The organism is Micromonospora sp. NBC_01392, assembly GCF_045040125.1.
Classification (GTDB): Bacteria; Actinomycetota; Actinomycetes; order Mycobacteriales; family Micromonosporaceae; genus Micromonospora.
Window position 1 is genome coordinate 5,999,685 of record NZ_CP109549.1, and the last position, 25,782, is coordinate 6,025,466.

25 protein-coding genes, 1 tRNA gene and 1 pseudogene are annotated in these 25,782 nt (G+C 73.3%); 14 read left to right on the forward strand and 13 right to left on the reverse strand.

Annotation, left to right across the window (positions count from 1 at the left end):
* Positions 1-50: 50 nt before the first annotated feature.
* Complete coding sequence (locus tag OG767_RS25985; RefSeq protein WP_405090901.1) at positions 51-1,412, reverse strand: dipeptidase; 1,362 nt, start codon at positions 1,410-1,412, stop codon at positions 51-53.
* A pseudogene (locus OG767_RS25990) lies at positions 1,387-2,087 on the reverse strand (uridine kinase); the annotation flags it as partial. The gene OG767_RS25985 and the pseudogene OG767_RS25990, both read right to left, overlap by 26 nt.
* A 110-nt stretch (positions 2,088-2,197) precedes the next feature.
* On the opposite strand from OG767_RS25990, the gene OG767_RS25995 reads away from it, so the two are divergent.
* Positions 2,198-2,599, forward strand: coding sequence for a rhodanese-like domain-containing protein (locus OG767_RS25995; protein WP_405094314.1), 402 nt, complete (start codon positions 2,198-2,200; stop codon positions 2,597-2,599).
* 86 nt (positions 2,600-2,685) lie between these two features.
* Here OG767_RS25995 and OG767_RS26000 read toward each other — a convergent pair whose 3' ends face one another.
* The 3 genes from OG767_RS26000 to ssb all read right to left on the reverse strand — a co-directional run bounded on the left by OG767_RS26000 (position 2,686) and on the right by ssb (position 6,260).
* Positions 2,686-4,230, reverse strand: a complete 1,545-nt coding sequence (locus OG767_RS26000; RefSeq protein WP_405090902.1) for a cobyric acid synthase — start codon at positions 4,228-4,230, stop codon at positions 2,686-2,688.
* Positions 4,227-5,297: a cobalamin biosynthesis protein gene (locus OG767_RS26005; protein ID WP_405090903.1), complete on the reverse strand. Its 1,071-nt coding sequence runs from the start codon at positions 5,295-5,297 to the stop codon at positions 4,227-4,229. The genes OG767_RS26000 and OG767_RS26005 overlap by 4 nt, the downstream gene beginning before the upstream one ends.
* Positions 5,298-5,411: 114 nt before the next feature.
* Positions 5,412-6,260, reverse strand: coding sequence for a single-stranded DNA-binding protein (gene ssb / locus OG767_RS26010; protein WP_405090904.1), 849 nt, complete (start codon positions 6,258-6,260; stop codon positions 5,412-5,414).
* A 285-nt stretch (positions 6,261-6,545) separates the two neighbouring features.
* Between ssb and OG767_RS26015 the strand changes: the two genes are divergently transcribed.
* Positions 6,546-6,956, forward strand: coding sequence for an HPF/RaiA family ribosome-associated protein (locus OG767_RS26015; RefSeq protein ID WP_107162685.1), 411 nt, complete (start codon positions 6,546-6,548; stop codon positions 6,954-6,956).
* 171 nt (positions 6,957-7,127) lie between these two features.
* Positions 7,128-8,153 carry an alpha/beta hydrolase gene (locus tag OG767_RS26020; RefSeq protein ID WP_405090905.1) on the forward strand — a complete coding sequence of 342 codons (1,026 nt, stop codon included), beginning with the start codon at positions 7,128-7,130 and terminating at the stop codon, positions 8,151-8,153.
* Positions 8,154-8,210: 57 nt separating this feature from the next.
* Here OG767_RS26020 and OG767_RS26025 read toward each other — a convergent pair whose 3' ends face one another.
* On the reverse strand, positions 8,211-8,945 hold the full coding sequence (locus tag OG767_RS26025; RefSeq protein ID WP_405090906.1) for a hypothetical protein: 735 nt from the start codon (positions 8,943-8,945) through the stop codon (positions 8,211-8,213).
* Between the two features lie 169 nt (positions 8,946-9,114).
* Here OG767_RS26025 and OG767_RS26030 point away from each other — a divergent pair.
* Positions 9,115-9,187 (forward strand) — tRNA-Arg (locus OG767_RS26030).
* A 107-nt stretch (positions 9,188-9,294) separates the two neighbouring features.
* On the opposite strand, the gene OG767_RS26035 is transcribed toward OG767_RS26030, so the two are convergent.
* Complete coding sequence (locus OG767_RS26035; RefSeq protein WP_405090907.1) at positions 9,295-10,071, reverse strand: hypothetical protein; 777 nt, start codon at positions 10,069-10,071, stop codon at positions 9,295-9,297.
* Positions 10,072-10,804: 733 nt separating this feature from the next.
* On the opposite strand from OG767_RS26035, the gene OG767_RS26040 reads away from it, so the two are divergent.
* The 3 genes from OG767_RS26040 to OG767_RS26050 all read left to right on the forward strand — a co-directional run bounded on the left by OG767_RS26040 (position 10,805) and on the right by OG767_RS26050 (position 14,055).
* The gene (locus OG767_RS26040; protein ID WP_405090908.1) at positions 10,805-11,620 is read left to right on the forward strand and encodes a superoxide dismutase; all 816 of its coding nucleotides are present in this window, start codon (positions 10,805-10,807) and stop codon (positions 11,618-11,620) included.
* Positions 11,621-13,145: 1,525 nt separating this feature from the next.
* A complete protein-coding gene (locus OG767_RS26045; protein ID WP_405090909.1) occupies positions 13,146-13,508 on the forward strand; it encodes a hypothetical protein in 363 nt (120 codons plus the stop codon).
* Positions 13,509-13,668: 160 nt separating this feature from the next.
* Positions 13,669-14,055 (forward strand): hypothetical protein, encoded by a 387-nt coding sequence (locus OG767_RS26050; RefSeq protein WP_405090910.1) that lies wholly within the window; start codon positions 13,669-13,671, stop codon positions 14,053-14,055.
* 4 nt (positions 14,056-14,059) lie between these two features.
* Here the strand turns inward: OG767_RS26050 and OG767_RS26055 are convergent, their stop codons facing one another.
* Entirely contained in the window at positions 14,060-14,458 is a 399-nt protein-coding gene (locus OG767_RS26055) for a pyridoxamine 5'-phosphate oxidase family protein (RefSeq protein WP_405090911.1), read from the reverse strand.
* A gap of 79 nt (positions 14,459-14,537) precedes the next feature.
* On the opposite strand from OG767_RS26055, the gene OG767_RS26060 reads away from it, so the two are divergent.
* The 5 genes from OG767_RS26060 (at position 14,538) to OG767_RS26080 (ending at position 19,414) form a co-directional block, all read left to right on the forward strand.
* Positions 14,538-15,371 (forward strand): alpha/beta fold hydrolase, encoded by an 834-nt coding sequence (locus tag OG767_RS26060; RefSeq protein ID WP_405090912.1) that lies wholly within the window; start codon positions 14,538-14,540, stop codon positions 15,369-15,371.
* Positions 15,372-15,525: 154 nt separating this feature from the next.
* Positions 15,526-16,704 (forward strand): sensor histidine kinase, encoded by a 1,179-nt coding sequence (locus OG767_RS26065; protein WP_405090913.1) that lies wholly within the window; start codon positions 15,526-15,528, stop codon positions 16,702-16,704.
* Positions 16,694-17,914 (forward strand): hypothetical protein, encoded by a 1,221-nt coding sequence (locus OG767_RS26070; protein WP_405090914.1) that lies wholly within the window; start codon positions 16,694-16,696, stop codon positions 17,912-17,914. The genes OG767_RS26065 and OG767_RS26070 overlap by 11 nt, the downstream gene beginning before the upstream one ends.
* Positions 17,884-18,600, forward strand: coding sequence for a response regulator transcription factor (locus tag OG767_RS26075; protein WP_107157094.1), 717 nt, complete (start codon positions 17,884-17,886; stop codon positions 18,598-18,600). The genes OG767_RS26070 and OG767_RS26075 overlap by 31 nt, the downstream gene beginning before the upstream one ends.
* A gap of 73 nt (positions 18,601-18,673) precedes the next feature.
* Complete coding sequence (locus tag OG767_RS26080) at positions 18,674-19,414, forward strand: hypothetical protein (RefSeq protein ID WP_405090915.1); 741 nt, start codon at positions 18,674-18,676, stop codon at positions 19,412-19,414.
* Positions 19,415-20,028: 614 nt separating this feature from the next.
* Here OG767_RS26080 and OG767_RS26085 read toward each other — a convergent pair.
* Positions 20,029-20,781, reverse strand: a complete 753-nt coding sequence (locus OG767_RS26085; RefSeq protein WP_405090916.1) for a lysophospholipid acyltransferase family protein — start codon at positions 20,779-20,781, stop codon at positions 20,029-20,031.
* 99 nt (positions 20,782-20,880) lie between these two features.
* On the opposite strand from OG767_RS26085, the gene OG767_RS26090 reads away from it, so the two are divergent.
* Positions 20,881-21,540 carry an alpha/beta hydrolase gene (locus OG767_RS26090; RefSeq protein WP_405090917.1) on the forward strand — a complete coding sequence of 220 codons (660 nt, stop codon included), beginning with the start codon at positions 20,881-20,883 and terminating at the stop codon, positions 21,538-21,540.
* A gap of 10 nt (positions 21,541-21,550) precedes the next feature.
* Positions 21,551-21,943 carry a VOC family protein gene (locus tag OG767_RS26095; protein WP_405090918.1) on the forward strand — a complete coding sequence of 131 codons (393 nt, stop codon included), beginning with the start codon at positions 21,551-21,553 and terminating at the stop codon, positions 21,941-21,943.
* 11 nt (positions 21,944-21,954) lie between these two features.
* On the opposite strand, the gene OG767_RS26100 is transcribed toward OG767_RS26095, so the two are convergent.
* The 4 genes from OG767_RS26100 to OG767_RS26115 all read right to left on the reverse strand — a co-directional run bounded on the left by OG767_RS26100 (position 21,955) and on the right by OG767_RS26115 (position 25,709).
* Entirely contained in the window at positions 21,955-24,015 is a 2,061-nt protein-coding gene (locus OG767_RS26100; protein WP_405090919.1) for a glycogen debranching N-terminal domain-containing protein, read from the reverse strand.
* Positions 24,015-24,386: an SCP2 sterol-binding domain-containing protein gene (locus OG767_RS26105; protein WP_405090920.1), complete on the reverse strand. Its 372-nt coding sequence runs from the start codon at positions 24,384-24,386 to the stop codon at positions 24,015-24,017. The genes OG767_RS26100 and OG767_RS26105 overlap by 1 nt, the downstream gene beginning before the upstream one ends.
* A gap of 156 nt (positions 24,387-24,542) precedes the next feature.
* On the reverse strand, positions 24,543-24,959 hold the full coding sequence (locus tag OG767_RS26110) for a CBS domain-containing protein (protein ID WP_107157087.1): 417 nt from the start codon (positions 24,957-24,959) through the stop codon (positions 24,543-24,545).
* 66 nt (positions 24,960-25,025) lie between these two features.
* Positions 25,026-25,709 (reverse strand): TMEM175 family protein, encoded by a 684-nt coding sequence (locus OG767_RS26115; RefSeq protein ID WP_281937444.1) that lies wholly within the window; start codon positions 25,707-25,709, stop codon positions 25,026-25,028.
* Positions 25,710-25,782 lie beyond the last annotated feature (73 nt).

Sequence of the window (25,782 nt, forward strand, 5' to 3'; positions counted from 1 at the left end):
ACGGCGCCGGCCACCGTGCCGACACCGGCCGCCGTGGCGACGGCCGCCGGTCAGGCGCGGCCCGCCTCGGCCACCTTGGCCAGCAGCAGCGCCTCGGCCAGGCAGACCCGGGCGAACTCGCCCAGGTGCAGGCTCTCGTTCGGGCCGTGCGCCCGGGCGTGCGGGTCCTCCACGCCGGTCACCAGGATCGCCGCCCGCGGGAACATCTCCTGGAACGTGGCGATGAACGGGATCGAGCCACCCACCCCGATGTCGACCGGGTCGGTGCCGTCCCAGGCGCCCCGGAACGCGGCCCGCGCCGCGTCGAACATCGGCCCGCTGGCGTCGATCACGCACGGCGCGCCGTCGTGCTCGAACGTCACCGTCACCTGCGCGCCCCACGGCGCGTTCCGCTCCAGGTGCGCGGTCAGCGCGGCGTACGCCTTCTTCGGGTCGTCGCCCGGCGCCAGCCGTACGCTCAGCTTCGCCTTCGCGGCCGGGACCAGCGCGTTCGGTGCCTCGCCGGTGGCCGGCGCGTCGATGCCGAGGATCGCCAGCGCCGGCTTCGTCCAGAGCCGGTCGGTGATCCGGCCGGTGCCGAACAACCGCGCGCCGTCGACCAGGCCGACCTCCGCGCGGAACCGGTCCTCCGGGTAGTCGACGACGGCGCCCTCGCGGCCGGCCAGGCCGTCCACCGCGACGTCGCCGGCGTCGTCGTGCAGCGTGCCGAGCAGCTTCACCAGCGCGGTCAGCGCGTCCGGCACGGCGCCGCCGAACATGCCGCTGTGCACCGCGTGGTCGAGCGTGCGCACCTCCACGAAGCAGTTGACGATGCCGCGCAGCGAGGTGGTCAGCGCCGGCACACCGACGTCCCAGTTGGTGGAGTCGGCGATCACGATGACGTCCGAGGCGAGGTCGTCCCGGTGCTCGGCGAGCAGCCGCTCCAGCGAGTCCGAGCCGTACTCCTCCTCGCCCTCGATGAACAGCACCACGCCCACCGGGAGCCGGTCGCCGAACGCGCGCAGCGCGGCCACGTGCGCCATGATGCCGGCCTTGTCGTCGGCGGCGCCCCGACCGTAGAGGCGGCCGTCGCGCTCCACCGGCTCGAACGGGTCGGACTCCCACAGCGACAGGTCCCCGACCGGCTGCACGTCGTGGTGGGCGTAGAGCAGCACGGTGGGCGCGCCGGGCGGGGCCGCCTTCGTCCCGATCACCGCCGGCTGGCCGCCGGAGCGGACGATCCGGGTGTCGAGGCCGCAGCCGCGCAGCAGCTCCGCCACCGCCTCGGCGGAGCGCTCCACGTGCGAGTGGTCGAAGCCCTCGAAGGCGATGCCCGGAATGCGGACGAGTCGGTCCAGGTCGGCACGGACACCGGGCAGTTCCCGCTCGACGGCGGCCCGCACGTCGGACTCGGAGATGATCGGAGTGGTCATGACCGGAATCGTATGCCGGCCTTACCCGGCCACGCCCTCCCAGCCCGGTCGCCGGCCGAAGCGCACGTAGTAGCGGTCCGCGTCGTGCGGCAGGTCGGGCGCACCGTTCACCACCAGGTCCACCGCCGCCGCGGTGCCGTCCGCGGTGAAGTGCGCCCGCTCCCCGGCGTGCCAACGACGCAGCTCCGGCAGCACCTGGGCGCCGTCGCGGGCCAGCGCCCGGGCCAGCCGCAGCTCGGCCGGCGCGGTCACCAGCACCGACAGCGTCAGCTCGGGGCGCACCGCGGCACGCGCCGCGCTCACCCCCTCGATGATCAGCACCGCCCCGGCCGGCACCGGCACCACCCGGTCCAGGAAGCGACGGCGGACCCAGCTGTACCGGCGGTGGCCGCCCGCCCGCCCGGCCCGTACCGGGCCGAGCACCCACTCCTCCAGACGGGGCCAGAACGTGAGCTGGTCGTCCCAGCCGTCGAGCAGGTCGTCGGTGCGGACCAACGGCGGCCGGACGCCGCCCGCAGCCGCCGCGAACGCGTCCGCGAGGCGCGTCGCGAACACGCTCTTGCCCGCGCCGCTCGGCCCGTCGACCGCCACCAGCCGGGTACGCCCCAACCGCGCCGGCCCGGCCAGCACCCGGCGAGCCAACCCGGCGTACGCCTCGACCACCTCGACGTTCACCCGACCGACGCTAACGTTCCCCCGTCCGCTGGATCCTGCGACCCGGCGGGCCGTTTCACCGGGCGGCGCGGCGGCCCGGTGGGCATGATCTGGGGGTGCTCCATGACGTGATGTGTCCGGGCGTCGACGCCCTCCTGGAACAGGCCCGCGCCGGTCTCCGCCGGCTCACCCCGCACGAGACCGTCGAGGCGGTCCGCAACGGGGCGCTGCTGATCGACACCCGCACCGAGACGCAACGTCGCGAGGAGGGCGAGCTGCCCGGCGCGATCGTCATCGACCGCACGGTGCTGGAATGGCGGCTCGACCCGGCCAGCGCGTGGCGCATCCCGGAAGCCACCGGGTACGACCGCGAGATCGTGGTCGTGTGCCGCCAGGGCTACAGCTCCAGCCTGGCCGCCGCCAGCCTCCAGACGCTCGGGCTGCGTCAGGCGACCGACATGATCGGCGGCGTGCAGGGCTGGCGGGAGGCCGGGCTGCCGATGTCCGACCATCCGGCCGACGTACGCGTCTGAGTCACCCCGCCGCCCGTTCGCGGCGGCCGGCTGCCGTTGTGGTCGCCCGTTCGCGACGGCCGGTTCCGGCGGCCCGACGCGGCGGTTCAGTCGGGTGCGCCGGGTGGCACGAACGGCAGGCCCGGCGGCGGGCCGGACTCGATCAGTCGCCACAGCGCGCCGGTGTCCAGGTGCTCCTCCACCAGGTCGCCGAGCAGGTCCAGGGTCCGTTCCCGGGCCGCCGCGAACGACGTGTCCGGGGCGACCTTGAAGCCGGTCCGGCCGGCCACGCCGGCGACGTCGGTGAGGAACCGGCGGCGGAACGCGTCGGATTCGAACGCGCCGTGCCAGTGCGTGCCGTACACCGCGCCGAGCCGGGCGCCCTCGCCAGTCCCGTCGGCGTACCGCAGCAGCGGCGGCAGGCCCGGGTCGGCGGCGGAGACCCGACCGTGGTGGATCTCGTACCCGTCCACCGGCACGTCCGTGTCGCCGGCCGCCGTGCCCTCGGCCCGGCGGACCGTCTTGCGCCTGTCGAACGTGACCTCGACCGGCAGCAGGCCGAGGCCGGGGACGCTGCCCCGACGACTCTCCACCGGGTCGTGGATCGCCCGGCCGAGCATCTGGAACCCGCCGCAGATGCCGAGCAGCGGACGGCCGGCGGCGGCGTGCCCGAGGACCGCGTCGGCCAGGCCGGTCTCCCGCAGCCAGGCCAGGTCGGCGACCGTCGACTTCGAGCCGGGCAGCACCACCAGGTCCGCGGCGGCCAGCTCGGCCGGTTCGACGGTCAGCCGCACCCGGACCCCGGGCTCGGTGGCGAGCGCCTCCACGTCGGTGGCGTTGCTGACCCGGGGCAGCCGGACCACTGCCACGTCGAGCCACTCGGTGCCGCGCGGCGCCGCCGGCCGCCCGAGCACCCGCCCGTACGCGAGCGAGTCCTCCGCGTCCAGCCACAGGTCCAGCGCCCAGGGCAGCACCCCGTACGTGGGGCGGCCGGTGACCCGGTGCAGCATGTCCAGCCCGGGGCGGAGCAGCCCCAGATCGCCCCGGAACTTGTTGATCACGAAGCCGGCGACGAGCGCCTGGTCGGCGGCGTCCAGCAGCGCCACGGTGCCGAACATCGAGGCGAACACGCCACCCCGGTCGATGTCGCCCACCACGATCGCCGGCAGGCCGGCCTGTCGGGCCAGCCCCATGTTGACGTAGTCGCCGGCCCGCAGGTTGATCTCCGCCGGGCTGCCCGCGCCCTCGCAGATCACCACGTCGTACTCGGCGCGCAGCTCGGCCAGCGCCGCGTACGCCGTGGCGGCGAGCCGGGGGCGCAACGCGTGGTAGTTGCCGGCGGTGACCGTGTCGACCGCCTCGCCGAGCAGCACCACCTGACTGGCGAGGTCGCTGCCCGGCTTGAGCAGCACCGGATTGAAACGCAGGTCGGGGGCGAGCCCGGCGGCGGCGGCCTGCATCGCCTGCGCCCGGCCCAGCTCGCCGCCCCGGCCGTCCGGGCCGACCACCACCGCCGAGTTGTTGGACATGTTCTGCGCCTTGAACGGGGCGACCCGGACGCCCCGGCGGCGCAGCCAGCGACAGATGCCGGCGGTGAGCACGCTCTTGCCGGCGTCGGAGGTGGTGCCGGCGACCAGCAGCCCGCCGCTCACCGCCCACTCCCCCGGTCGGCGACCGATCCCGCCGGCGAAGCCTCGGCCACCGCCCGGCAACCGGCCACCGCCCAACAGCCGGCCGCCGCACGCAGCGCGGCCCGGCCGGCGGCGCCGGCCAGCCGGCCCACCGTCACCGGGTAGAGCGCGGCCAGACCGAGCGCGGCCAACCCCACCGCGCCGGAGACCCGGGCGGCCCGCTTCAGGTGCCGCGCCTCCGGTCGAGGCCCGTCACCGAGGAACGGCCGCGTCTCCGAGCGGCCGAAGTACACGTTGCGCCCGCCCAGCCGGACGCCGAGCGCGCCGGCCATCGCCGCCTCGCACTGCCCGGCGTTCGGGCTCGGATGGTCGGCCCGGTCCCGCCGCCACACGTGCCACGCGGTGGCGCGGTTCCCGTGCGCCACCGGCGCGACGGCCACGGTGAGCAGCCCGGTCAGCCGGGACGGCACCAGGTTGAGCAGATCGTCCAGCCGGGCGGCCGGGGTGCCGAAGCGGGCGTACCGGGGCGAGCGGTGGCCGACCATGGCGTCGAGCGTGTTCGCCGCCCGGTAGCCGAGCAGACCGGGAAGCCCCGCGACCGCGCCCCAGACCAGCGGCGCGACCACCGCGTCGGAGGTGTTCTCGGCGACCGACTCGACGGTGGCCCGGGCCAGCTCCGGTTCGTCGAGCGTCGACGGGTCCCGTCCGCAGAGATGACCGAGGCGGGCCCGCGCGGCGGGCAGGTCGGCCCGGCGCAGCGCCCGCGCCATCACCCGGGACTCGTGCCGCAGCGTCCGCCCGCCGAGCACCGTCCAGGTGCCGGCGGCCACCAGCGCGGCCCGTGCCACCGGATGCCGTCGGGTGACGCGCCCGGCGGCGGCCCCGAGCAGCACCGGCGTGCCGACCGCGAGCGCGGTGAACACGACGCCGGCCGTGCGGTCCGGGCGGTAGACCCGCCGCTCCAGGGCACCGGCGGCGCGGCCGAAGCCGGCCACCGGATGCCACCGGCGCGGGTCGCCGAGCAGCGCGTCGAGCGCGTAGCCCGCCACCAACCCGGTCGCGTTCGCCATGGCGGTCGCCTGCCGCACCCGTCACCACCTCCGGCCGGCCAGCCTAGCCGTACCGGCGGTTCGGAGGGGGCCGTGCCGCGGGGTGGCAGCGCCGACGCCGCCACCCCGCACCCCCGTTGCCCGGCCGGCCGCTCAGGCAGGCACCGGCGTGCGCCGTCGGCCGCGACGGCCCGGGGCAGCCCCGCCGCCGGACGCCGCGCCGGCCGACCCCGCACCGCTCGACCCGTCCTCGGTCGGCAGCTCGATCTCGGCCAACTCGTCGTCCTCGGCCGGGGCCGGTCCGTCCCCCTCCTCGGCGGCCAGCTCGTCGTCCTCGCCCATCTCCGGTCCACCGAGCCGGGTGTCCCAGCCGCCGGTCGGGCCGCCGCCCTGCCGCGTCCCGCCGCCGGTCCCCGGACCGGCGGGCCGGTCGTCGAACGGATCGAGTTCGATCACCCGGTCCGGCGCGCCGGTGAGACCGACCCGTGCCGACCCGAACTCCGGCGGCGGAAAGTCGTCGTCGAGCGGCCGGTCGTCGAACCTGGCCGGCACCTGCTCGTCGGGCACCGGCTCGGTCGCCTCGCCGTGCACCCGCTGCTCCGCCTCGGCGTCCTCGACCGAGCTGGTGGCCGCGCGCGGCTGGTTGCGCAGGAAGCGCGACCGGCCCCGGGACAGGTCGTGCCCGACCGCGACCGCCTCCAGTTCGTAGAGCGTGCGGTGGTTACCGGCCTCGTCGGTCCAGTCCCGGGTGTAGAGGCGGCCGGCGACGATCACCGGATCTCCCACCGCCACCGAGGCGGCCACCCCCTCGGCCAGGCGTCGCCAGCAGTTGACGCGGACCCGCAGGCTGTTGCCGTCGACCCAGCGGCCGCTGTCCCGGTCGAGCCGGCGGGCGGTCGAGGCGACCTTGAAGTTGGCCACCAGCGTTCCGCTCTGCGTGGTCCGCCGCCACTCCGGCGCGGTCAGCACGTTGCCGACGATCGTGACGTAGGTATCGAACATCGCCCCTCCCAGGGATCGGCTTGTCCGGGAGAGCGTGGGCCGGGACGACCCGCCCGGGCCACCCGCCGGCTCCCGCCTGTGGATGACGGACCGCCTTGTGGACAACCGCCTGATCAAGGTCCCGATCTGCTAGGCCGATGGCCTCTACGGCGTCGACCTGCGGGGACACATGGTCGGAAAGTGACCGGCGCGAGGCGTTCCGGAAACACGCCGGCTGGGTAAGTAATGATCAACCGAGAGAAAGGGAGCGCCGATGCTTCTCCGAGACGTCCGCGAGGCAGCGCGATGAGCGCCGTGGCGAACCCCGCGACCGTGGCCGAGTGCCTGCGGGTCGGCGCCGGGTTCTCCCAGGGTGACCGCAACTGGATCGCCGAGCAGTTCGGGACGCTTGACGCCCGACTCGCCAGCTTCCACGCCGACGCCACCGAGCTGGAGGTGTCGGTCAAGGACCGCGAGGCCCGGGGCCAGAAGGTGACGCTGGAGTGCTGGGTCGCCGGCCGGCAGAAGATCGTGACCACCTCGACCGAGGAGGACCTGCACGCCGCGCTCAACGACGTCCGGGACGATCTGCGCCGCAAGCTCAACGACGCGAAGACCCGGCAGGAGCCGCGCAGCAACAAGCACCTGCGCCCGACGGAGCAGCCCGCGGCCGTCCCGCTCCAGGTGGGCGAGCGCGAGGACGCCGAAACCGCCTGATTCCGCTACGCCCGCCCGCACGGTGCCGCCAGGCGGACCCCCGGTGTAAGGAAGGGCCCCCTCTTAACAGGTCTCTGTTAAGAGGGGGCCCTTCCTCTACCGAATGCGTTAAGAAGGGCCCCCTCCTTACACCCCTACCGCCGGGTAGCTCGGCGGCGTACCGTCGCGGTCGTGGAACCGGACGTGCTGGGGGCGCCCTACGAGCGGCGCACCATCGAGTTGGGCACCGACGACGAGGGGCCGGTGGTCGCGACCCTGGTCCGGCGGCGGGCCGACCGGCCGACCGGCCGCGCCGTGCTCTACGTGCACGGCTTCGTCGACTACTTCTTCCAGACCCACGTGGCCGACTTCTTCGCCGAGCGCGGCTGGGACTTCTACGCTCTCGACCTGCGGAAATACGGTCGCAGCCTGCTGCCGCACCAGACCCCGAACTTCTGCCGCGACCTGAGCGACTACTTCCCCGAGCTGGACGCCGCCGCGGAGATCATCCGCGCCGAGGAGGGGCACGAGACGCTGCTCGCCATGGGCCACTCCACCGGCGGGCTGATCATCTCGCTCTGGGCGGACGCCCGCCGCGACGCCGGCCTGGTCGACGGCATCGTGCTGAACAGTCCCTTCTTCGACATCAACGCCCCCTGGGTGGTCCGTCGACCCCTCGCCGCCGCCGTCTCCCGCCTGGGCCGTCGGGCGCCGCAGCGCATCCTGCCGTTCGGGCTCGGCACCGTGTACGGCGAGAGCCTGCACGCCGACCACCGCGGCGAGTGGCGCTACGACCTGGAGTGGAAGCCGCTCGCCGGGTTCCCGGTCCGGGCCGGCTGGCTCAACGCGATCCGCACCGGCCAGCGCCGGCTGCGCGCCGGCCTGGACATTCCCGTGCCGGTGCTGCTGGCCTGCTCCACCCGCACCTTCCGGGGCACGAAGTGGCACGACAGCGCCACCGGGGCCGACGCGGTGCTCGACGTGGAGCACATGGTCCGCTGGGCGCCCCGGCTCGGCCGGCACGTCACCCTGGCCCGCTTCGACGGCGGGTTGCACGACCTCACGCTGTCCAGTCCCGCCGTACGCGAAAAGGTCTTCGCGGAGGTCGGGCGCTGGGCGGAGGGTTTCCTCCGGGTGGGCCCGACCGAGCCGGAGGCCGCGCCGCCGGCCCCGCGCCGGCCGGCCGACGAACCGGCCGGCGCCACCGCCGAGGGCTGAACCGGCGGCCGACCCGACAATCCTGTCGCCGGCTCGGCGCGGGCCCGGCCGTACCGGTCAGCCGTCGACGACCTCGACGAGCGCGGACCGGATCCGGTCGAACGTGGCGACCGGGTGCCCGCCGTCGCGGGCCGGCAGCAGCACGCCCAGGCAGTGCGGCACCGGCTCGCCGTCCGGCCCGGCCTCGACCGCGAAGACGGGCGCCCCCACGTACCCGGCCGGCAGTTCGGTGGTCACCCGCACCGCGTCGTCGTGCCGGGCGACCCGCTCGGCCACCGCCTCCAACGGCCGTGACCCGTCCTCGGCGACGCCCAGAGCCAGCACGAACGCCGAGCCGGGCGTCGCGCCGACCCGGGCCACCGCGTCGGCCGGCGCGGCGATTGCCTCGGTCACCTGCTGGGTACGCCAGCGCCAGCCCCGGTCGTCGGCGTAGCCGTGCAGCCCACCGGTGGGCATCGCGGCCAGCCCCAACTCCGGCAGGTGCAGCCAGTGGTCGGCGAAGCCGGCCAGCTCGATCGGCTCGTCCGCGCCCTCGGCCGGCTCGGTGACGCTGGGCCGCAACCCGATCTCCCCGTACGCCCGGTCGGTGAGCGCGTCGGCGGTGAGCAGCCACTCGTGCGCGATCTCCCCGTCGTCTGTCGCGCCGACCAGCTCGCTGTAGAAGAACGCGGTACCGACCGTGCCGGCCGGAGCCCCCGGGCCTGTCGCCCCGGAGACGGGCAGGATGGCCCGCCCGAGGTGCTGGCACAGCGCGAAGATGATCTCGTTTTCGGTGTCCTGGTCGAGCAGCATCCGCCGAGGGTACGGATCGGGATGCGGTCGCCGGGCCGGGACCCGCCGGAACGGGGATGCCGGTCCGGGCACCGGCGTGGCACGCTGGGCGGCGACGTGGACGCGCCGACCCGTACCCCCGGGCGGGCCAGGGCCGGCGGTACCCTCTTGGCGCGACGATCGTCGACGCGCGCCCGTAGCTCAGCGGATAGAGCAGGGGACTTCTAATCCCAAGGCCGCAGGTTCGAATCCTGCCGGGCGCACAGGCACTTTGCCCTCCTGAGCGGCTCGCGTGGGGCTATTCGTGGAGCCATCGGGCTGCTGTCGGCCTCGTGGCAGGTGTGAAGCGGTTGCCTGCCCCTTGGCCGCCTTAACGATTGGCCCGAGCCAGAAGAGACACCCCAAGGCCGACGAACGTGCCGACACAGGCGGCTGCGGCATGTCCGAAAAGTGAAGAATCCTGCACCTTGAAGGCTAGGCCGAACAGGCAGGAGAACTCACCGGCAGCAGCTACGGCAATAAATAAGAGAAGATTTTTGGTGGTCGAATCACTTGTTCGCTTGAGGTCGACCAGCGCAGCCAGTAGCAGCACCGGAAGCACCTGCCCAACGGTTGAGAAGAAATCTGTCTCGATATCCCTGTCCGAAAGTACGGCATACCAGTACCAGTACGGGAAGGACAGCACGTAGGCAATTGCGGCGAGAACGCCGAAATGAGGTGAGGCGAATTTCCAAAAACTGTAGGGCAGGAAGAAGCTGCCAACTCCAACAGTTGCAGCCAGCTCTATCGCCATAAAAACGGCTACCGAAGGGACCGCTCGGCCAATCGGCACCGCGCCCGGTGGGAACTGCCGGCTGACCCACCCCCACAGGACAAGGGAGAAAGAAGCCGCCACAACAAGAGAGAGAAATAAGTAGCAGCCGCCGGCAACGGCAAGGTCTCTTCTCACCCCCTGCCATGAAAGAGCTCTTATTGCCGCAGCCGGATTGCGTCTCGCGAGGATTCCAAAGCGCAGCGTCAGCCGAAGCGCAGCTCGGATCCTACCGGCCATCAGAAGCATCCCCGCCACCCGCGAACTGCAGATCGATACAGCATGAGGTAGCTGCTGACGAAGCACGGTCGAATGTAGACAGTCATAGCTGATCATTATTGCTCGGCGACAGCCCTTCGCCTAGAGCTTCCTTCTGGCCGACTCACATCGTGCGGAGGGAGCCAGCGTCAGGGGCAACAAGGGGAAGAACCCCACCGGAAGATTCTCAACCGCGATTGTCCCTGATCAGCCCGCCTTTCGTTGTCGGGCAGCATCGGTGCCAATGGGTGGCGTGGGCTGTACGGATATCTGCACCCGGGCGGATGGCGCCAGCGCGCCGTCGTCGCCTCGGACCTCCACTGGAACGCCGCTGTCCGGTTGCTGACATCATCACGGCCCGTCCCACTCATCGAAGTGGCATGGACGTCGACGCGGTGCAGACAGCAGCGATGATGCCGTACGTCACCGCTGCGCTAGCCGCGTATGGCAAAGACACGGTGGACAGGATCCGCGACTTGGCCATCGGCCGGACCTCCGACGCAACCGTCGACCCCTGTTGCCTCGGCGCGACCACGCCGGGACGCAGGTTCGAATCCCGCCGGGCGCACGAGAGGCATCGCCGCCGATCTGCGGGGTCGACAGGCGGGCTCGCTGCGGCCACCTGTCGAGCAACGGTGAGGTGGCCGTACACCTGATCCACAGACTTCCATATATGTGTTCGCTCGCCTAGCGAAGGAGCACGACAGTGCACAGACGAACGCTCTTGGCCGCGGCCGTTGCCGCGCCCGTCGGGGTCGCCATCGGCGCGGCGCCGGCCTCGGCCCACCATCGGAACGGCCGATATCCCTCGGTGATCAACCTGCCGAACGGGTTCTGCCCGGAGGGCATCGCCCGCGGCGCCGGCACGAAGATCTACGTCAGCTCCATGGCCGACGGTTGTGTCTGGTGCGCCGACCTGCGCACCGGCCACGGGATGCTGCTCGTGCCGCCGGTGGCCGGCACCCAGGCGACGGGATTGGCCGTCGAACGGGGCCGGATCTGGGCGGCCTGCGGCAACATGGGCGGCGCGGCCGTCTACCGCGAGTCGACAGGCGAATGCCTGGCGACGTACGACTTCGGCGGTGGGTTCATCGACGGCGTGGCCGCCACGGACAAGGCCGTATTCTTCACCGACTCGGAGAAGGCCAAGGTCTACTGCGTCGAGTTCGGCCGCCACGGGTCGCTGCCCGGGCAGTCGGCCGTACGCGCGCTGCCGCTGCCGGCCGGGCTCGGTGACCCCGACGCCTGCAACACCGGCATCGTCGCCGCCTGGGCGGGCAAGCTCATCGTGGTGCAGGCCAGGACCGGCCGGCTCTACTGCTTCGATCCCCGCGCGGGCATGGCCGCCCGGATCAGCACGGGCGGAGTGTCGGTCGCCAACGGCGACGGTCTCCTGCTCAGGGGGCGCACGCTGTACGTGGTGCGCAACCGGAACAACGTGATCGCCAAGTTCCGTCTCAACGAGCAGCTCACCCGGGCCACGCCGGTCGACGTGATCCGTGACTGCGACCTCGACGAGCCGTCGGCTGTGGTTTCCTTCGGCTCGAGCCTGTACGCGGTCAACGCGCGGTTGTCCGTACCGGCGACTCCCGACACCACGTACTGCGTCGTACGGGTGCGCGACTGATCATTCCTTTGGACATCCGGCCGGGCCATCCCCGGCCGGATTAAAGGTGCGTATCCCGCCGGCAACGGGGAGCCCGTGGCGACGGGACAGCGCCAGGCACTGACGCATGCGGTCTATTCAGGGCGGCCTTGAAGACATCTGGAAGGCTGGCACGGCGGGTCAAGTCGGTGTGCCTTCTTCGAACCACGCCCACCGACGCAGCAAGGACATTTCTCCGCCAGAAGTGACGCATCCCGTTGGCTAGGCCGAGCCCGAAGGCTTACGCCGACCTCCGCTATGGTGGATCGGCAGTCCACCGCTACGACCACCCCTGATCGAGGATCAGATGTGCCAGCCGAGGACGCATCTGAGGAGCCAAAGCGGAATTGTCACGGGACACCAAGATTTCCTAGTCGGCGGAGCGTCCCCAGAAGTCGGCAATAACACCGGCGAGACGAATCCAACGCGCGCTCACAAGAGGGTTACGCGACCCTTTCGCTGACTACGTATGCGCTTGTCTTGTAAGGCCGACTGAACAGGCCGAGCACCAGGGCCGCCAGTCGGTGGACTTTGCCCGGGCGGAACGAGCGAGTGGCAGCCAGAAACGTACCCGGCCTGCGGCGGCGGATGGCGGGCACGAGTGCCCACCATCCGCCGCCGCCAGCCAACCTGGGCGACGTCGAGGGGTCGAGGCCGCGAGGTGGTCCGGGTCATTCAGACGACGGGATGCCCACCTTGTCACCCTGGCCTCGACCAGATCCATGGCTTGAGGGCGCGACGGCAAATAGCTGACGCCGACTGGCGAAGCAGTGAGCTTTACCGCCTGCTATCGATCCTCAGCAGTCCGCCGCACCATCCGCATTCGGCTCGTAGAACAAACCGACCCGCACAGTTCCATAACCATACCCAGCAACAGTGATACAGCTCGAGTCGGGGTAGTTGTTGACCACGGCCCTCATACTCCGGGCACCGGAGCACGGGTTGTACAGCTGCGCCCAGTTATACCCACCGCTGGTATACGTCTTGTTGAGCGTGGCGCAGCCCAGAGTGTGGAAATCATCACTCGAAGCGGACGCCGGAGACGCCACGACGACCGACATGGAGCCGACGAGCGCGACTACCGACAGAGCTTTGGCTACCTTGCTTTGCAAGATGTTCCTCCCCGATCCGATTAGGTGCAGATGACATTAGACGAGCTATTCAAACCCTTCAACGTCTTGGCGTGTCAGGAAGCTGACAGTGAAAGATATTTGCTTGCGCGGGAAGCAGTGCTACCCACGAGAACCAAATCGGGAAAGCCGTCCGCGTGTTCAACCGCTGCGACGGCTGGTGGGGCTGCGTCCCTTCGACGACACCGACGGGAACGACCTCTTCGCGCTGCATAGCAACGCTCACTTCCGGTGCTGCTGGGACTCGCCGCCGTGGCGCGAGCCCCGCGCGCCGAACGGTTCGTCGCGGCGTGCCGGCGGATGGCGGAGGAGGGCACCGACCACGACGGACGCGCTAATCGGATGCACGCCCATGGATCCGCCGACATACTGCCCGGATGAGCTTTGATGCCGCCCGGGACGAGTGGCTGAGCCACGGATTCGTCACCCTGCCCGGCTACCTCCCGGCGGCGGACCTGGCACCGGCGCTCGGCGAGCTGGACACCATGTTTCCGTCCGCCGACGGCTTCCAGGACGGGACCGACCCGCGACGGGATCGCTACCTCGGAGACGAGTTCGCCGGCATCCGGGGCTTTCCCTTCGAGAGCTTGGAACTCAGCCTACTGGCGGTGGGCGACCGCCTGGTCCGGCTGGCCCGCGAGTTGCTCGGCGAGGAGATCTGCGGATCTCCTCGGCCAAGGCGTGGGCGAAGTTCACCGGAGCGGCCGACTACGACCAGGAGCTGCACCGCGACTACCTGAACCACACCCTGCTGGTGCCGACGGACGCTCCCGGGTACCGGCAGGTGGAGATGTTCGTCTACCTCGTCGACGTGCCCGAGGCCTCGGCCCGCCGCACCTGCTGTCCACGCGGCACACCCGGGACCTGCCGGCCAAGCCGAACTGGTACCCCCGGACGGACGTGGGCGGAGGGTTCGGCGACTTCGTCGCGCCGACCGGCAGCCCGCATCTCTACGAGGCGGAGGTGTCCGGCGCCGGTCCGGCGGGCACGGTGGTCGCGTTCCGGCCCGGCACGTTCCATCGGGGCACCGCCACGACCACGCCACGCGGGGCGCGCTACACCATGCATCTCTGCTTCCGGCCGGCCGCCGTCGGGTGGGGCGACCGGCACGCCTGGGCCGGGCGGAGTCACGAGCCCGGCTGGTACGGCTTCGTGAGCCGGGCGACCCCGACGCAGCTCGCGTTGTTCGGTTTCCCGCCACCGGGTCACCCCTACTGGACCGCCGAGACCGTCGGCGGTGTGGCCCAGCGTTACCCGCACCTGGACATGACGCCCTGGCGGGTCTGAGGCGCTAGCGTGCCGTGCCGGCGAGCAGCCACCGCCGGACCGGGATCTCCAGCAGGACCCGTGCCCCGTCCGGCGTGACGGGTTTCCGGATGTCCCAGCCCGCGTACTTGTCGGCGAAGGCGGCGACGACGGCGGGTGGGAAGTCGCCGTGGTGCAGCCGGGCGGCGCCTTCCGCGACGACCGGGTGGTCGCCACCCTCCAGCGCCAGCGAGACGCGCGGGTCCGCCGCCACGTTCCGGGCCTTGACGCTGCCGGCCTCGCAGCCGACCCACCAGACGCCGTCGGCGTGGACGAACCAGACCGGCGTCAGGTGCGGGGAGCCGTCCGGGCGCAGCGTGCACAGCCAGACGTTCCGCTCGTGGGCGAGTCGCGCCTCGACGTCGGGCGGAAGAGGTGCCGGCATCGGTCGGGCCATCCGGGAAGTTCACCACATCCGCATCCACGCGGGCGGGAGTGTCGGCGGTCGCCGCTAGGGTCCGTCCATGGTGACCGAGACGGATGTCCGCCTGCCCGACGGCCGCGTCCTGCACGTCTACGACACCGGCGGGGCGGGCCGGCTGCCCGTGTTCTGGCACCACGGCACGCCGAACGTCGGCGCCCCACCGGCCCCGCTGTTCGCCACCGCCGACCGCCTCGGCCTGCGCTGGGTGTCGCACGACCGGCCCGGCTACGGCGGCTCCACCCCGCTGCCGGATCGCGACGTCGCGTCGGCGGCGTCCGACGTGGCCGCGGTGGCCGACGCGTTGGGTCTCGACCGGTTCGCCGTGATGGGTCACTCCGGCGGTGGCCCGCACGCGCTGGCCTGCGGCGCGCTGCTGCCGGAGCGGGTGGTCGCGGTGGTGGCCGGCGCCGGGCTGGCGCCATACGGCGCGGCCGGGCTGGACTGGTTCGCCGGCATGGCGCCGTCCGGGGCGGCGTCGCTGCGCGCCGCCGCCGCGGGACGGGCGGCCAAGGAGGCGCACGAGGCCGCCGACGAGTCGTACGATTTCGGGTTCACCGACACCGACCTGGCCGCGCTGCGCGCCGAGTGGTCCTGGTTCGACAGCGTGGTCGGCCCGGCGGTCGCGTCCGGCCCGGGCGGGCTGATCGACGACGATCTGGCGTACGTGCGGCCGTGGGGTTTCGATCCGGCTGACGTCGCGCAGCCGGTGCTGCTGCTGCACGGCGACCGCGACGGCATCGCGCCGGTGGCGCACTCCGAGTGGCTGGCCGGCCGCTGCCCGTCGGCCGAGTTGCGCCGTTTCCCCGAGGACGGGCACATCTCCGTGCTCCGGCACGCCGGGTCGGCCCTGGAGTGGCTGCGCCGGCACGGCTGACCCGAAAACCGGACGGTCCAGCTCCGCTTTCACCGTCCGGGTAGCGACGCACCGCGTACCGAGGGTGACGGTTTCTGACAAAGCGTGTTATTCTCCGGCGTCAATCTTTGCCGCGCGGACCCGGACGGGTCGCTGCCGGAAGGACACCTCCCCGATGCCGGTGGCTGCCGCCACGACCCTGCCACGGTCCCCGTTGGACCGTCCGGCCGGCGGCGCGTTCACGCTGATCTTCACCACGCTGCCGGCGCTGCTCCGGCTCACCTGCGGGCTGGTCGGCGCGGTGGTCGCCCTGTCCGTGCGGACGGCGCCGGTGCGGGTGGCGCTGCTGGTCCCGGCCGTCGTCGCGCTCACCGCATGGTCCGGCTGGTACGCGGTCCGCGCGTTCCGGCACGGCGTCGGCGGCGCGTTGGTGGCCGGCGACGTGGCGCTGACCACCGCCACCGCGCTGGCCGTGCCGTGGCTGGTCGCGCCGGAGGTGCTGCCCGGCGAGGCGAGCTGGGTGGCGGTGCTGGCCAGCACCACCGTGATCAACGCGCAGGCCACCGCGCCGGCCCGCTGGTCGGTGCCGGCCGGCCTGCTGGTCACCGCCGCCTACGCGACCGGCGCCACGCTGGCCGGGAACCCGGTCGAGGCCCGCGCGCACACCGGCACGCTGCTGGTGCAGACCGGCTGCGCGGCGGTGATGACCGCGGTGATGCGCGGCTGGCTCGGCCGGGCCGACGCCGCGTTCGCCGGCTACCAGCGGCTGTCCCGCGAGGCGGTGGTGGCACGCGCCGCCCGCGAGGCGGAGCGGCGGCACAACCGGGACCTGCACGACACCGTGCTCGGCACGCTGACCATGGTCGGGCTGGGCGCGGTCGGAGGCAGTTCCGTGGCGCTGCGCGAGCGGTGCGCGGCGGATCTGCGTACGCTCAGCGCCCTGGCCGGGGCGCGGACCGGGACCGCACCCGGCGAGGTGGACCTCGACGAGCGGCTGCGCACGGTGCTGGCCGGGCTGCCGGATCTGGCGGTGACCGCGACGCTGCCGCCGTGCCGGCTGCCGGCGGAGGTCGCCGCGGCACTCGCCGACAGCGCCGCCGCCGCGCTGGCCAACGTGGCCCGGCACGCGCCGGGCGCGGCCACCACGCTGCGCCTGGCCCGCGCCGGCGGCGCCGTGGTGGTCGAGGTGGCCGACGACGGTCCCGGCTTCGACCCGACCACGGTCCCGGCCCACCGGTACGGGCTGCGCGAGTCGATCCACGGGCGGATGGCCACCGTGGACGGCCGGGCGGTGGTGACTTCCGCCCCTGGCGCCGGCACCCGGGTCCGGCTGGAGTGGTCCGATGGCGACTGAGTCGGGGACGACCCTGACCGGCGGGACCGCGGTGCACACCGGCCCGGCGGTGGACGCGGCCCCCCGGTTCCGGCCGGTGGCACGCGCCGGGACGGCCGGGGCGGCGCCCCAGGCGCACGCCGTGGCGGACGCGTCGGACCGGGGCGCCCGGCTCGTGGCGGTCGGCATCGCGTTGGCCTGGCACCTGGCGGTCAGCCTGCCTGCGGTGCTGGCGGCGGGGCCCGGCATGGCCGCTCCGGCGGTGGTGGCGGCCGGCTGGCTGGTGACCGCGCTGGTCGGCGTCGCCACCGGCGTACGTCTGCTGGGTGGTGGGTTGCCCCCGGCCCGGCGGCTGGCCGCGGTGCTGCTGGCGGTCGACGCGGCGGTCTTCGCGGCGGCCGGTGAGCGGTTCCTGTTCACCACCGCCAACTGGGTGTGGGGCGGGCTGGCCTGGTTCTTCCTGCTGGTGCTCTGGCAGCGGCCGGTGCGCTGGCTGCTGGCGCTGCTCGCCGCGCACGCGACGATCGCGCTGGTGGCGGTGGTGCTGCACGGCACGACCGCGCCGACTGACCTGAGCCGGTACGCGATGTACGTCTACGGCACCTCCACGTTGCCGGTGGCGGTCTTCGCCGGCGCGGCGGCGCTCACCGCGCTGGCCCGGGACCGGGCCGGCGCCGCCGCGGCGACGCTGGCCGTGGCCGCCGAACGGGAGGCCGCCGAGCGGGCCCGGAGCGAACGGCAGGCCCGGCTCGCCCTGGTCAGCGGCACCGCCGAGGAGGTGCTGGCGGCGCTGGCGACCGGCGACGCCGACCCGGCCGACCCGGCGGTACGCCGCCGCGCGGTGCTGGCCGCGGCTCGGCTGCGCCGACTGATCGCCGAGTCCGACGACGTGCCCGACCCGCTGCTGCACGAGTTGCGGGCCGCCGCCGACCTGGCCGAGCGGAACGGTCTGCCGATCGAGCTGGTGGCGGTCGGCACGCCGCCGGAACTGCCGGTCGACGTGCGCCGGGCCCTGGCCGACCCGCTCACGGCGGCGCTCGCCGGTGCCCGCGGCGGGGCGCGGCTGACGGTGGTCGCCGGCCCGGACGAGGTGGTGGTCAGCCTGGTGACACCGGATCACGACGGCCCGGACGATCCGCTGCCGCCGCCCGACGGGGACGGACCGGTGGCGTACCTGCACGAGCGGGACGGGGAGATCAGATGGACGCAGACCCGCTGGCGGCAGGCGTGAACGCCGGGCAGCCGGTCGGGGTGGCGATCGTCGACGACCACCCCGTGGTGATCGACGGGGTGCGCGCCTGGCTCTCCTCGGAGCCGCGGTTGCGGGTGCTGGCGACCGGCGACGATCCCGACACGGTGCTGCGGGCCGCGCCGGGGGCCGAGGTGGTGCTGCTCGACCTGCGGCTGCACGGGCGGATGGTGCTCGACAAGCTGGCCGAGTTGAGCGCCGCCGGGCGGCGGGTGGTGGTCTACTCCGAGCACACCGACCCGCAGACCATGCTGGCCGCGCTGGACGCGGGCGCGGTCGCGTTCCTCGCCAAGCACGAGGGGCGGGAACACTGCGTGGCCACCGTGCTGGCGGCGGCGAGCGACCGCCCGTACGTGCCGCCGGCACTGGCCGGCGCGATGGTCGGCGACGCCCGGCCGGACCGGCCGTCCCTGTCGGACAAGGAGCGTGAGGCGTTGCTGCTGTGGTTCCAGTCGATGTCGAAGGCGTCGGTGGCGCGCCGGATGCAGATCAGCGAGCACACCGTGAAGCAGTACGTGGACCGGGCCCGGATCAAGTACACCCGGGCCGGGCGTCCGGCGGCCACCAAGGCGGCGCTGCTCGCCCGCGCGATCGAGGACGGCCTCGTCCGACCGGAAGAGATCGGCATCTACCGGTCACAGGCGTCGGCCGACCGGCCGACCCCCTAACGGGTGTCATGACAGCCGCCCCGGTGATCGGTCAGGCTCACCGGTACCGCCAACCGTCCCGGGAGGTCGTACCGTGCCGGAGGACGCCGCACCCTTCTTCATCGGGCCACACCGCTTCGACACCGACGACGACCCCAGCCGTCCCCTGCTCGACCGGCGCTACGCGCTGGTGCTCGACCCCGGTGAGCGGCTGCTCGCCCAGCACCGGCTGCCGGTCACCGGTCACCTGCTCGGCCCCACCGAGGACGTCCGCTGCTGGGCGTTGCCCGACGCGGCGTCGGTCACCGTGACCGACCGGCGGCTGGCGTACCTCTGCACCGGCTCCGAGCTGTCCCTGGTCCCCGGGCGGGACAGCCCGACCGGCGCCCGGCACCGGCGTCCGGTCCGGCTGTCCCGCCTGGTCAGCGGTCAGATCCGCTGGCAGTGGCCGTCCCGGCTGGAGCTGGTCGAGATCGACGACGACACGGCGGAGCTGCGGGTGGTCTGCGACGCGCTGCGCACCATCCGGCAGCCGGCGCTGGCACTCACCGGCCCGGTCGCCCTGGTCACCGCGCTGGCCCGGCAGGTACGCCGCGCGGTGGCCGGGTTCCGGCTGGCCCACTCCGATCTGGTCGACCTGTCCCCGCCGGAGCGGGACGCGCTCGCCACCCGGGTCGCTGCCTCCCCCGGCCCGACGGTGGGGGTGGTGACGCTGCCCGGTTCGCTGCCGGTGGAGTTCCTGTCCCGCGAGGACTACTACCGTCAGCCGGCGGCGGAGGCGCTGGGGCCCCGGTTCGACTTTCTGGCCCGGGACCGACCCGGCTCCGCCTGCTGACCCTCGCCGGTCGTCGTGCCCCCGATGCGGCCCGGGGCCGCGCAGGGCCGCCCGACCGCAGGGCGGCCCAACCGCCGGGCCGCCCGACCGCAGGGCGGCCCGACCGCCGGGCCGCCCGACCGCAGGGCCGCCCGACCGCAGCCGCCCGCCTGGTCCTGCCGATCGGCGCCCGGGTAGACCCGACGCGGCCCAGTCAACGTGTTCGGGCGGCCTACGAACTTGATGGCATGGATGACTCATGAGCCTCGCGCCGCGAAGCCGGGACCGGGGCCGGGGCCGGAGGGCAGGCCCGCGCGAAGCCGGAGCCGGGGCCGGAAGGCAGGTCCACACGCGAAGCCCTGACCGGAGTCGACGCGCGAAAGCCCGGGCCGGGAAGCGAGCCGGGCTCGGCGCGGCCTCGTCCGGTCCGGCCCGCCGTGCTTTCGCCCCACCGAACACCGCGGGCCGTGACCCATTCTCGCCATCAAGTTCGTAGGCTGCCGGGATTGCTCTCCCCCGCCCGCGCGGCAAGCGTGGCCCGACCCGCGCGGCAAGCGTGGCCCGACCCGCGCCGCAAGGCGTGGCCCGACCCGCGCGGCAAGGCAGGCCACCTGCCCGCCGCGCGGGCGGCGCGGTCAGGAGGTGCTGCGGGAGCGGCGGTCGGACCGGTCCAGCTCGACGGCCTGCTCCGGGGTGGGCGCGCCGCCGCCCAGGTGGGCCGGCTGCCACCAGGCGTCGTCCGGGCCGGCCGGCTGGTCCGGGTAGTCCCGCTGGGCGCGGTCGACGAGCGCCGACAGCCGGGTGCGCAGGTCGGCGGTGAGGGCGGTGGCGTCCGGGTAGGCGGCCGGGTCCATCGGCTCGCCGACCAGGATGGTGATCGGGGTGTGCCGGCGGGTCAGGGTGCGCGGGCGCCCCTTGGTCCAGAGCCGCTGGGTGCCCCAGAGCGCGACCGGCAACAGCGGCACGCCGGCCTCCTGCGCCATCCGGGCCGCGCCGTTCTTGAGGTCCTTGACGGTGAAGGACCGGCTGATCGTCGCCTCCGGGAAGACGCCGACCACCTCGCCCCGGCGCAACGCGCCGACCGCGCTGGCGTACGACCCGGCGCCGGCGGCGCGGTTGACCGGGATGTGCTTCATGCCGCGCATCAGCGGGCCGGAGACCCGGTGCCGGAAGACGCTCTCCTTGGCCATGAAGCGGACCAGCCGGCGGGACTCGTGCGCGCCGTAGCCGCAGAAGATGAAGTCGAGGTAGCTCACGTGGTTGGACGCGAGCACCACCCCGCCGGTGCGCGGCACGTGGTGGCTGCCCCGCACGTCCAGGCGCAGGTCGAGGGCGCGGAACATCGTCTTGGCGGCGGTGATCACGGGCGGGTACACGAGTTCCGGCATCCGGCAACTTTACCGCGCGTAGGTTACCCGACCGTAGCGCCACTCTGCCCTGGGCAGAGCCGGGTCGCGGAGCGGTCCGGCCGCGACCACGATGGGGGGATGACCGAACGCGGCGTGCTGCTCTGGATCCACGGCGGCGGCTGGCGGGCCCGCTCCTCGGAGGACGGCGCCGCGCTGGCGTCGCTCGGCCTCCGGGTGGTCGCCGCCGACTACCGCTTCTCGCACGAGGCCCGCTGGCCGGCCCAGCTCGACGACGTACGCGCCGCCGCGCGGGCGGCCCGGGCCTCCGCGGGCGGCCGGCCGCTGCTGGTCGGCGGCGACTCGGCCGGCGGGACGCTCGCCCTGCACCTGGCCCTGCGCGGGGTGGACCGGCCGGGCGACGTGACGGCCGCGCTGGCGTACTGGGCGCCTGTCGACCCGCTCGACGACGAGCAGCGGCGCCGCCGGCCCTCGGGCGACGACCCGTGGGCCGACCTGCTGGGGCACCCGCCGGCCGCCGGTGATCCGGCCACCGCCGACGCCACCGTCGCCAGTCATCTCGGCGCCGGCGTGCCGGTGCTGCTGGTGCAGGGCCGGGACGACGTGCCGGTGCCGGCCGCGCAGGCGGTCGAGCTGGCCGGCCGGCTGCTCGCCGCCGGCCACCCGACGCACCTCTGGCTCACCCACGGCGGTCACGCGCTCGACCTGGCCCGCCCCGACCTGCGCGCGGTCACCGCCGCGTTCCTGGACAACGTCCTGCCGGCGGCCCGGGCCGACTAGGTTCGGTGGTATGCCCGATCTCGCCGCGATCGTCATCCACTGCCGCGATCCGTACCTGCTCGCCCCGTTCTGGAGCGCGGTCAGCGGGCTGCCGGTGGCGGAGGCGGACCGGGAGAAGCTCGCCGGCCGGACACTGGGACCGGCCGAGGCGGTGCTGCTGCGCGACCCGCACGGGCGGCGGCCGGACCTGTGGATCAGCCCGGCCGGTGAGCTGCCCGCGCCCGGCCGGATCCACCTGGACCTGGTCGGCGACGCCGAGGAACGCGCCGCCGTGCTGGAGGCCGGCGCGACGGTGGTCCGCGAGCTGCCCCGGTGGACCGTGCTGGCCGACCCGGAGGGCAACGAGTTCTGCCTGCTGCCGCCGAACGAGGCGCACGCCGAGGGGCCACCCGCCGGCCACTGAGCCGGCCGGCGTCACCCGGCCGGGTTGTGCAGGTCCAGCCGGCCCCGGGCGAACGCGTCCACCCGGCCCCAGCGACCCGGGATGTCCAGCACCTCGATCCGCCCCATGCCCACCGGCAGCTGCGGGTCCACCGCCAGGTGCCCCTCGTGCGGCTCCAACCCCAGCATGGTCCGGATCAGCAGCAGCGGCGCCCCGGTCGACCACGCCTGCGGGCTGCAGGCGGTCGGGTACTCCACCGGGAACTTGGTCAGCTCCCGCTGGTAGCCGCCGAACGCCTCCGGCAGCCGGCCGTCGAAGTAGCTGGCCGCGTCCAGGATGCCGTTGGCCACCGTGGCCGCCTCGTCGGCGAAGCCGTACCGGCGCAGGCCCCAGGCGACGAACGAGTTGTCGAACGGCCAGATCGTGCCGTTGTGGTAGCCGATCGGGTTGTAGCGGACCTCGCCCTCGGCCAGCGTCCGCACCCCCCAGCCGGACCAGAGCCGCGGCCCGACCAGGTGCGCGGCGATCTGCGGCGCCCGCTCGTCGTCGACGATGCCGCTCCACAGCAGGTGGCCGATGTTGGAGCTGAGCACGTCGCACTGCCGCCCCTCCGGGTCCAGCGCGAGCGCGTAGAAGCCGCCGTCGGCGACCCACCAGTCGCGGTTGAACCGCGCCTTCAGCTCCGCCGCCTCGCGTTCCAACTGATCGGCGTACGCGGGGTCGCCCCAGAACTCCCGGGCCAGGCGGGCGGCGCGCGTCTTCGCGTCGTACGCGTACCCCTGCACCTCGCAGCTCGCCCGGGGGAACGGCGGCAGCGTGCCGTCGGCGTAGGAGATGGAGTCCCAGGAGTCCTTCCAGCACTGGTTCTCGAGGCCGGTGTCGATGTTGCGCCGCTCGTACCAGATGTACCCGTTGCCGACCAGGTCGGCGTAGTCGTCGATCCACTTCAGCGCGGCGCGGCACTCCCGTTCCAGCTCCTTGACCAGCGCGACGTCCCCGCTCCACCGCTCGTACTCGTCGAGCAGCACCACGAACAGCGGGGTCGCGTCCACCGAGCCGTAGTAGGGCGAGTGCGGCTGCTCCTCGAACGCGGCGGTCTCGCCGTACCGCATCTCGTGCAGGATCCGGCCCGGGTCCTCGTCCCGGAAGTCGTCGAACCGGGTGCCCTGGAGCGCGCCGAGGATGCGCAGCGTGGTCTTCGACATCTCGGGCGCGAACGGCAGCACCTGGAGGCAGGTGAGGATGCTGTCCCGGCCGAACATGGTCATGAACCAGGGCAGGCCGGCGGCGGGCAGCGTCTGCCCGCCGAGCGACAGCGGTGAGAAGCGCAGTGCGGCGAGGTCGACCAGGCTCCGCTGGTAGGTCGCGGAGACCCCGCCGTGCTCACTGTTGACCTTGGGGGCCTGGTCGATCCACTCCTCCAGGTCGTGCTGGAGCGCGAGCCGCTCGGTGCCGTGCGCGCGTAGTCCCATCCGCAGGTCCCGGCCACCCGGGCCGATGGCGAACGTCTGCACATCGATGAGGACGTCCCACTGTTCGTTGGGCTCCAGGTGGATGCTCCAGGCGAAGCCCCGGCTGTCGTAGCGGGCCGGCTGGTTCGCGGAGAGGACCGTCTCCCGCTTGAAGTTGCCCCGCCGGTAGCCCAGCCGCAGCCGGTCCGACTCCGCCTCGGCGTACAGTTCGCCCTTCTTGTTGAGGATCTCGTCCTTGACCTGGAAGAGGTCGGCGAAGTCGGCGCCGGCGTCGATCCGGATCTCCAGGTCCACCGCGTTCTCGTCGTGGTTGAGCACGGTCAGCGTCTCCCGGAAGCTGCCGCCCACCGCCCGTTCCCGGATGACCGACAGCTTCGCGTCGACGTAGTGCGTGGCCATGCCGGGCACCAGGAAGAAGCGCGCCTCGTAGTACTGGAGGTCGTCGTAGGAGAGCGCGTTGAGCCGCTCGCCGTCGACCGTGAGCACCCACTTCGACAGGTACCGCGTGTCGAGGGAGAACAGCCCGGTCGGTTCCGTCGGCGTGGCCTCGATGTCCCCGGTGTCCTCGGAGACCACGAACGTGTTGCCGTCCAGGATCCGGACGGTGTTGTTCCCGGCCATCAGGCGGCCCTCCTGGCGAATGCGTGGCGCGGCCCGCGGGAGTCCGGCGGGCCCGGAAAGACGCGCTCGATCTGCAACACGAGTCGGAGGTCGCCGACGACCGTCATGTCGCCGCGCAGCAACGCCGCGATGGCGTTCTCCTCACCACCGACCAGCTCGGCGAAGAGCCGGGGCTCGGTCCCGACCACGGTGTCCGCCTCGCCGTCCTCCTGCCGGACCCGCAGGTTGCCCCGGTCGATCTCCAGCAGCCAGTGCGTGGTCCGCGCGCCTTCGTGCAGGTCGAACCGGAGCGTCCCGGACGTCTTGACCAGCAGCGGCTCGAACCCGCGCCGGTCCAGGTCCTCGAAGAATCTCGTGGTCGTGTCCACCATCGAAGGTGACTCCTCCCGCGCTCGGCGGCCTCCTCGTCGACCGGACGGGTCCCCGCCACGCCCCCGGGTCAACCTCGCCCGGATCGGGTGAGGCGACCGGACCGGACATGCGGAACGCCGCCCCCGAACCGGGGGCGGCGTCACCACGTCGGCAGGTCAGTTGTTGGGGTCGTCGGCGCTGATGTCCGCGAGCACCGACTGGGGTTCCCGCTCCACCGCCAGGTCACCCATCGACACCAGGCCGACCAGCTTCCCGTCCTCGATGACCGGGAGCCGGCGGACCGCGTACGTGCGCATCAGGTCGGCGGCGGCCACCGCGTCGTCGTACTGGCTCACCGTCACCACGTCCTTGCTGGTGATCTCGTTGAGCCGGGTGGTGGCGGGGTTACGGTCCTCGGCCACGCCCCGGACCGTGATGTCCCGGTCCGTGACGATGCCGACCACGTTGTCGCCGTCGGTCACCACCACGTCGCCGATGGCGCTGTCGCGCATCTCCTGCGCCGCCGCGGTGAGCGTGTCGTTGCCGTCCATCGTCACCAACCGGGTCGTCATGAACTCTCCGACCGTTGTCATGGTGCTCCCCTCTCGGTGTCGGCACCGCGGTCTACCCGCCGCCGCAGGCGGGGTAACTCGGGCGGTTCACCCCCGGCGCCGGATCCGCCGGCGGATCTCGTAGGAGCCGTTGCTGGACAGCCCGTAGAAGAGCGGCAGCAGCAGGAACACCACAAGCGCCACCGGCACGCTCACCCACCACCCCACCAGACCGGCGATCGCGTACGCGGCCACGCCGAACAGCGCGCGGAGCCGCTCGGCGGCGAAGAACCGGCGTGGCACACCGGCCTGGCGCAGCTCCGGGCGCCGGTGCAGGTAGTGGTACAGCCACAACCAGGTGGCCGAGAGGAGGACGCCGAGCAGCGCGTAGGCGCCGATCGCGACCCGTTCGTCGGACACGTCGCCCTTCTCCACCGCGCGGGAGACCAGCGCGGTCACGAACGGCAGCAGGGCCACGCCGAACAGCACCCCCAGGTTGGCCCAGTCCAACCCACGGTCGGCGCACCGGACCCGGAGGAACGTGCCCTTGTGGTTCAGCCAGTTGACCGCCACGTAGAGGAAGGACGTGCCGAAGGCGAGGTAGACCGGCCACTGTTCGAGCAGGGCGTGCGGCATCCTGCCCGGCGTCACCTCGGGCACGCTCAGGTCGAGCACCAGCAGCGTGATGACGATGGCGAAGACCGCGTCGCTGAATCCGATCACCCGGGCCGTGTCCGAGCGCAGCCCGGCCTCGACCTCCTCGACGTCCCCGGTGTCGCGTCCGGCCGCCATCGGTGCCTCCGCCCGCCGGCGCGGGTCGCCGGCAACCGGCCCCGCATACCCGCTGCGGAGGCGTCCGTGCCGG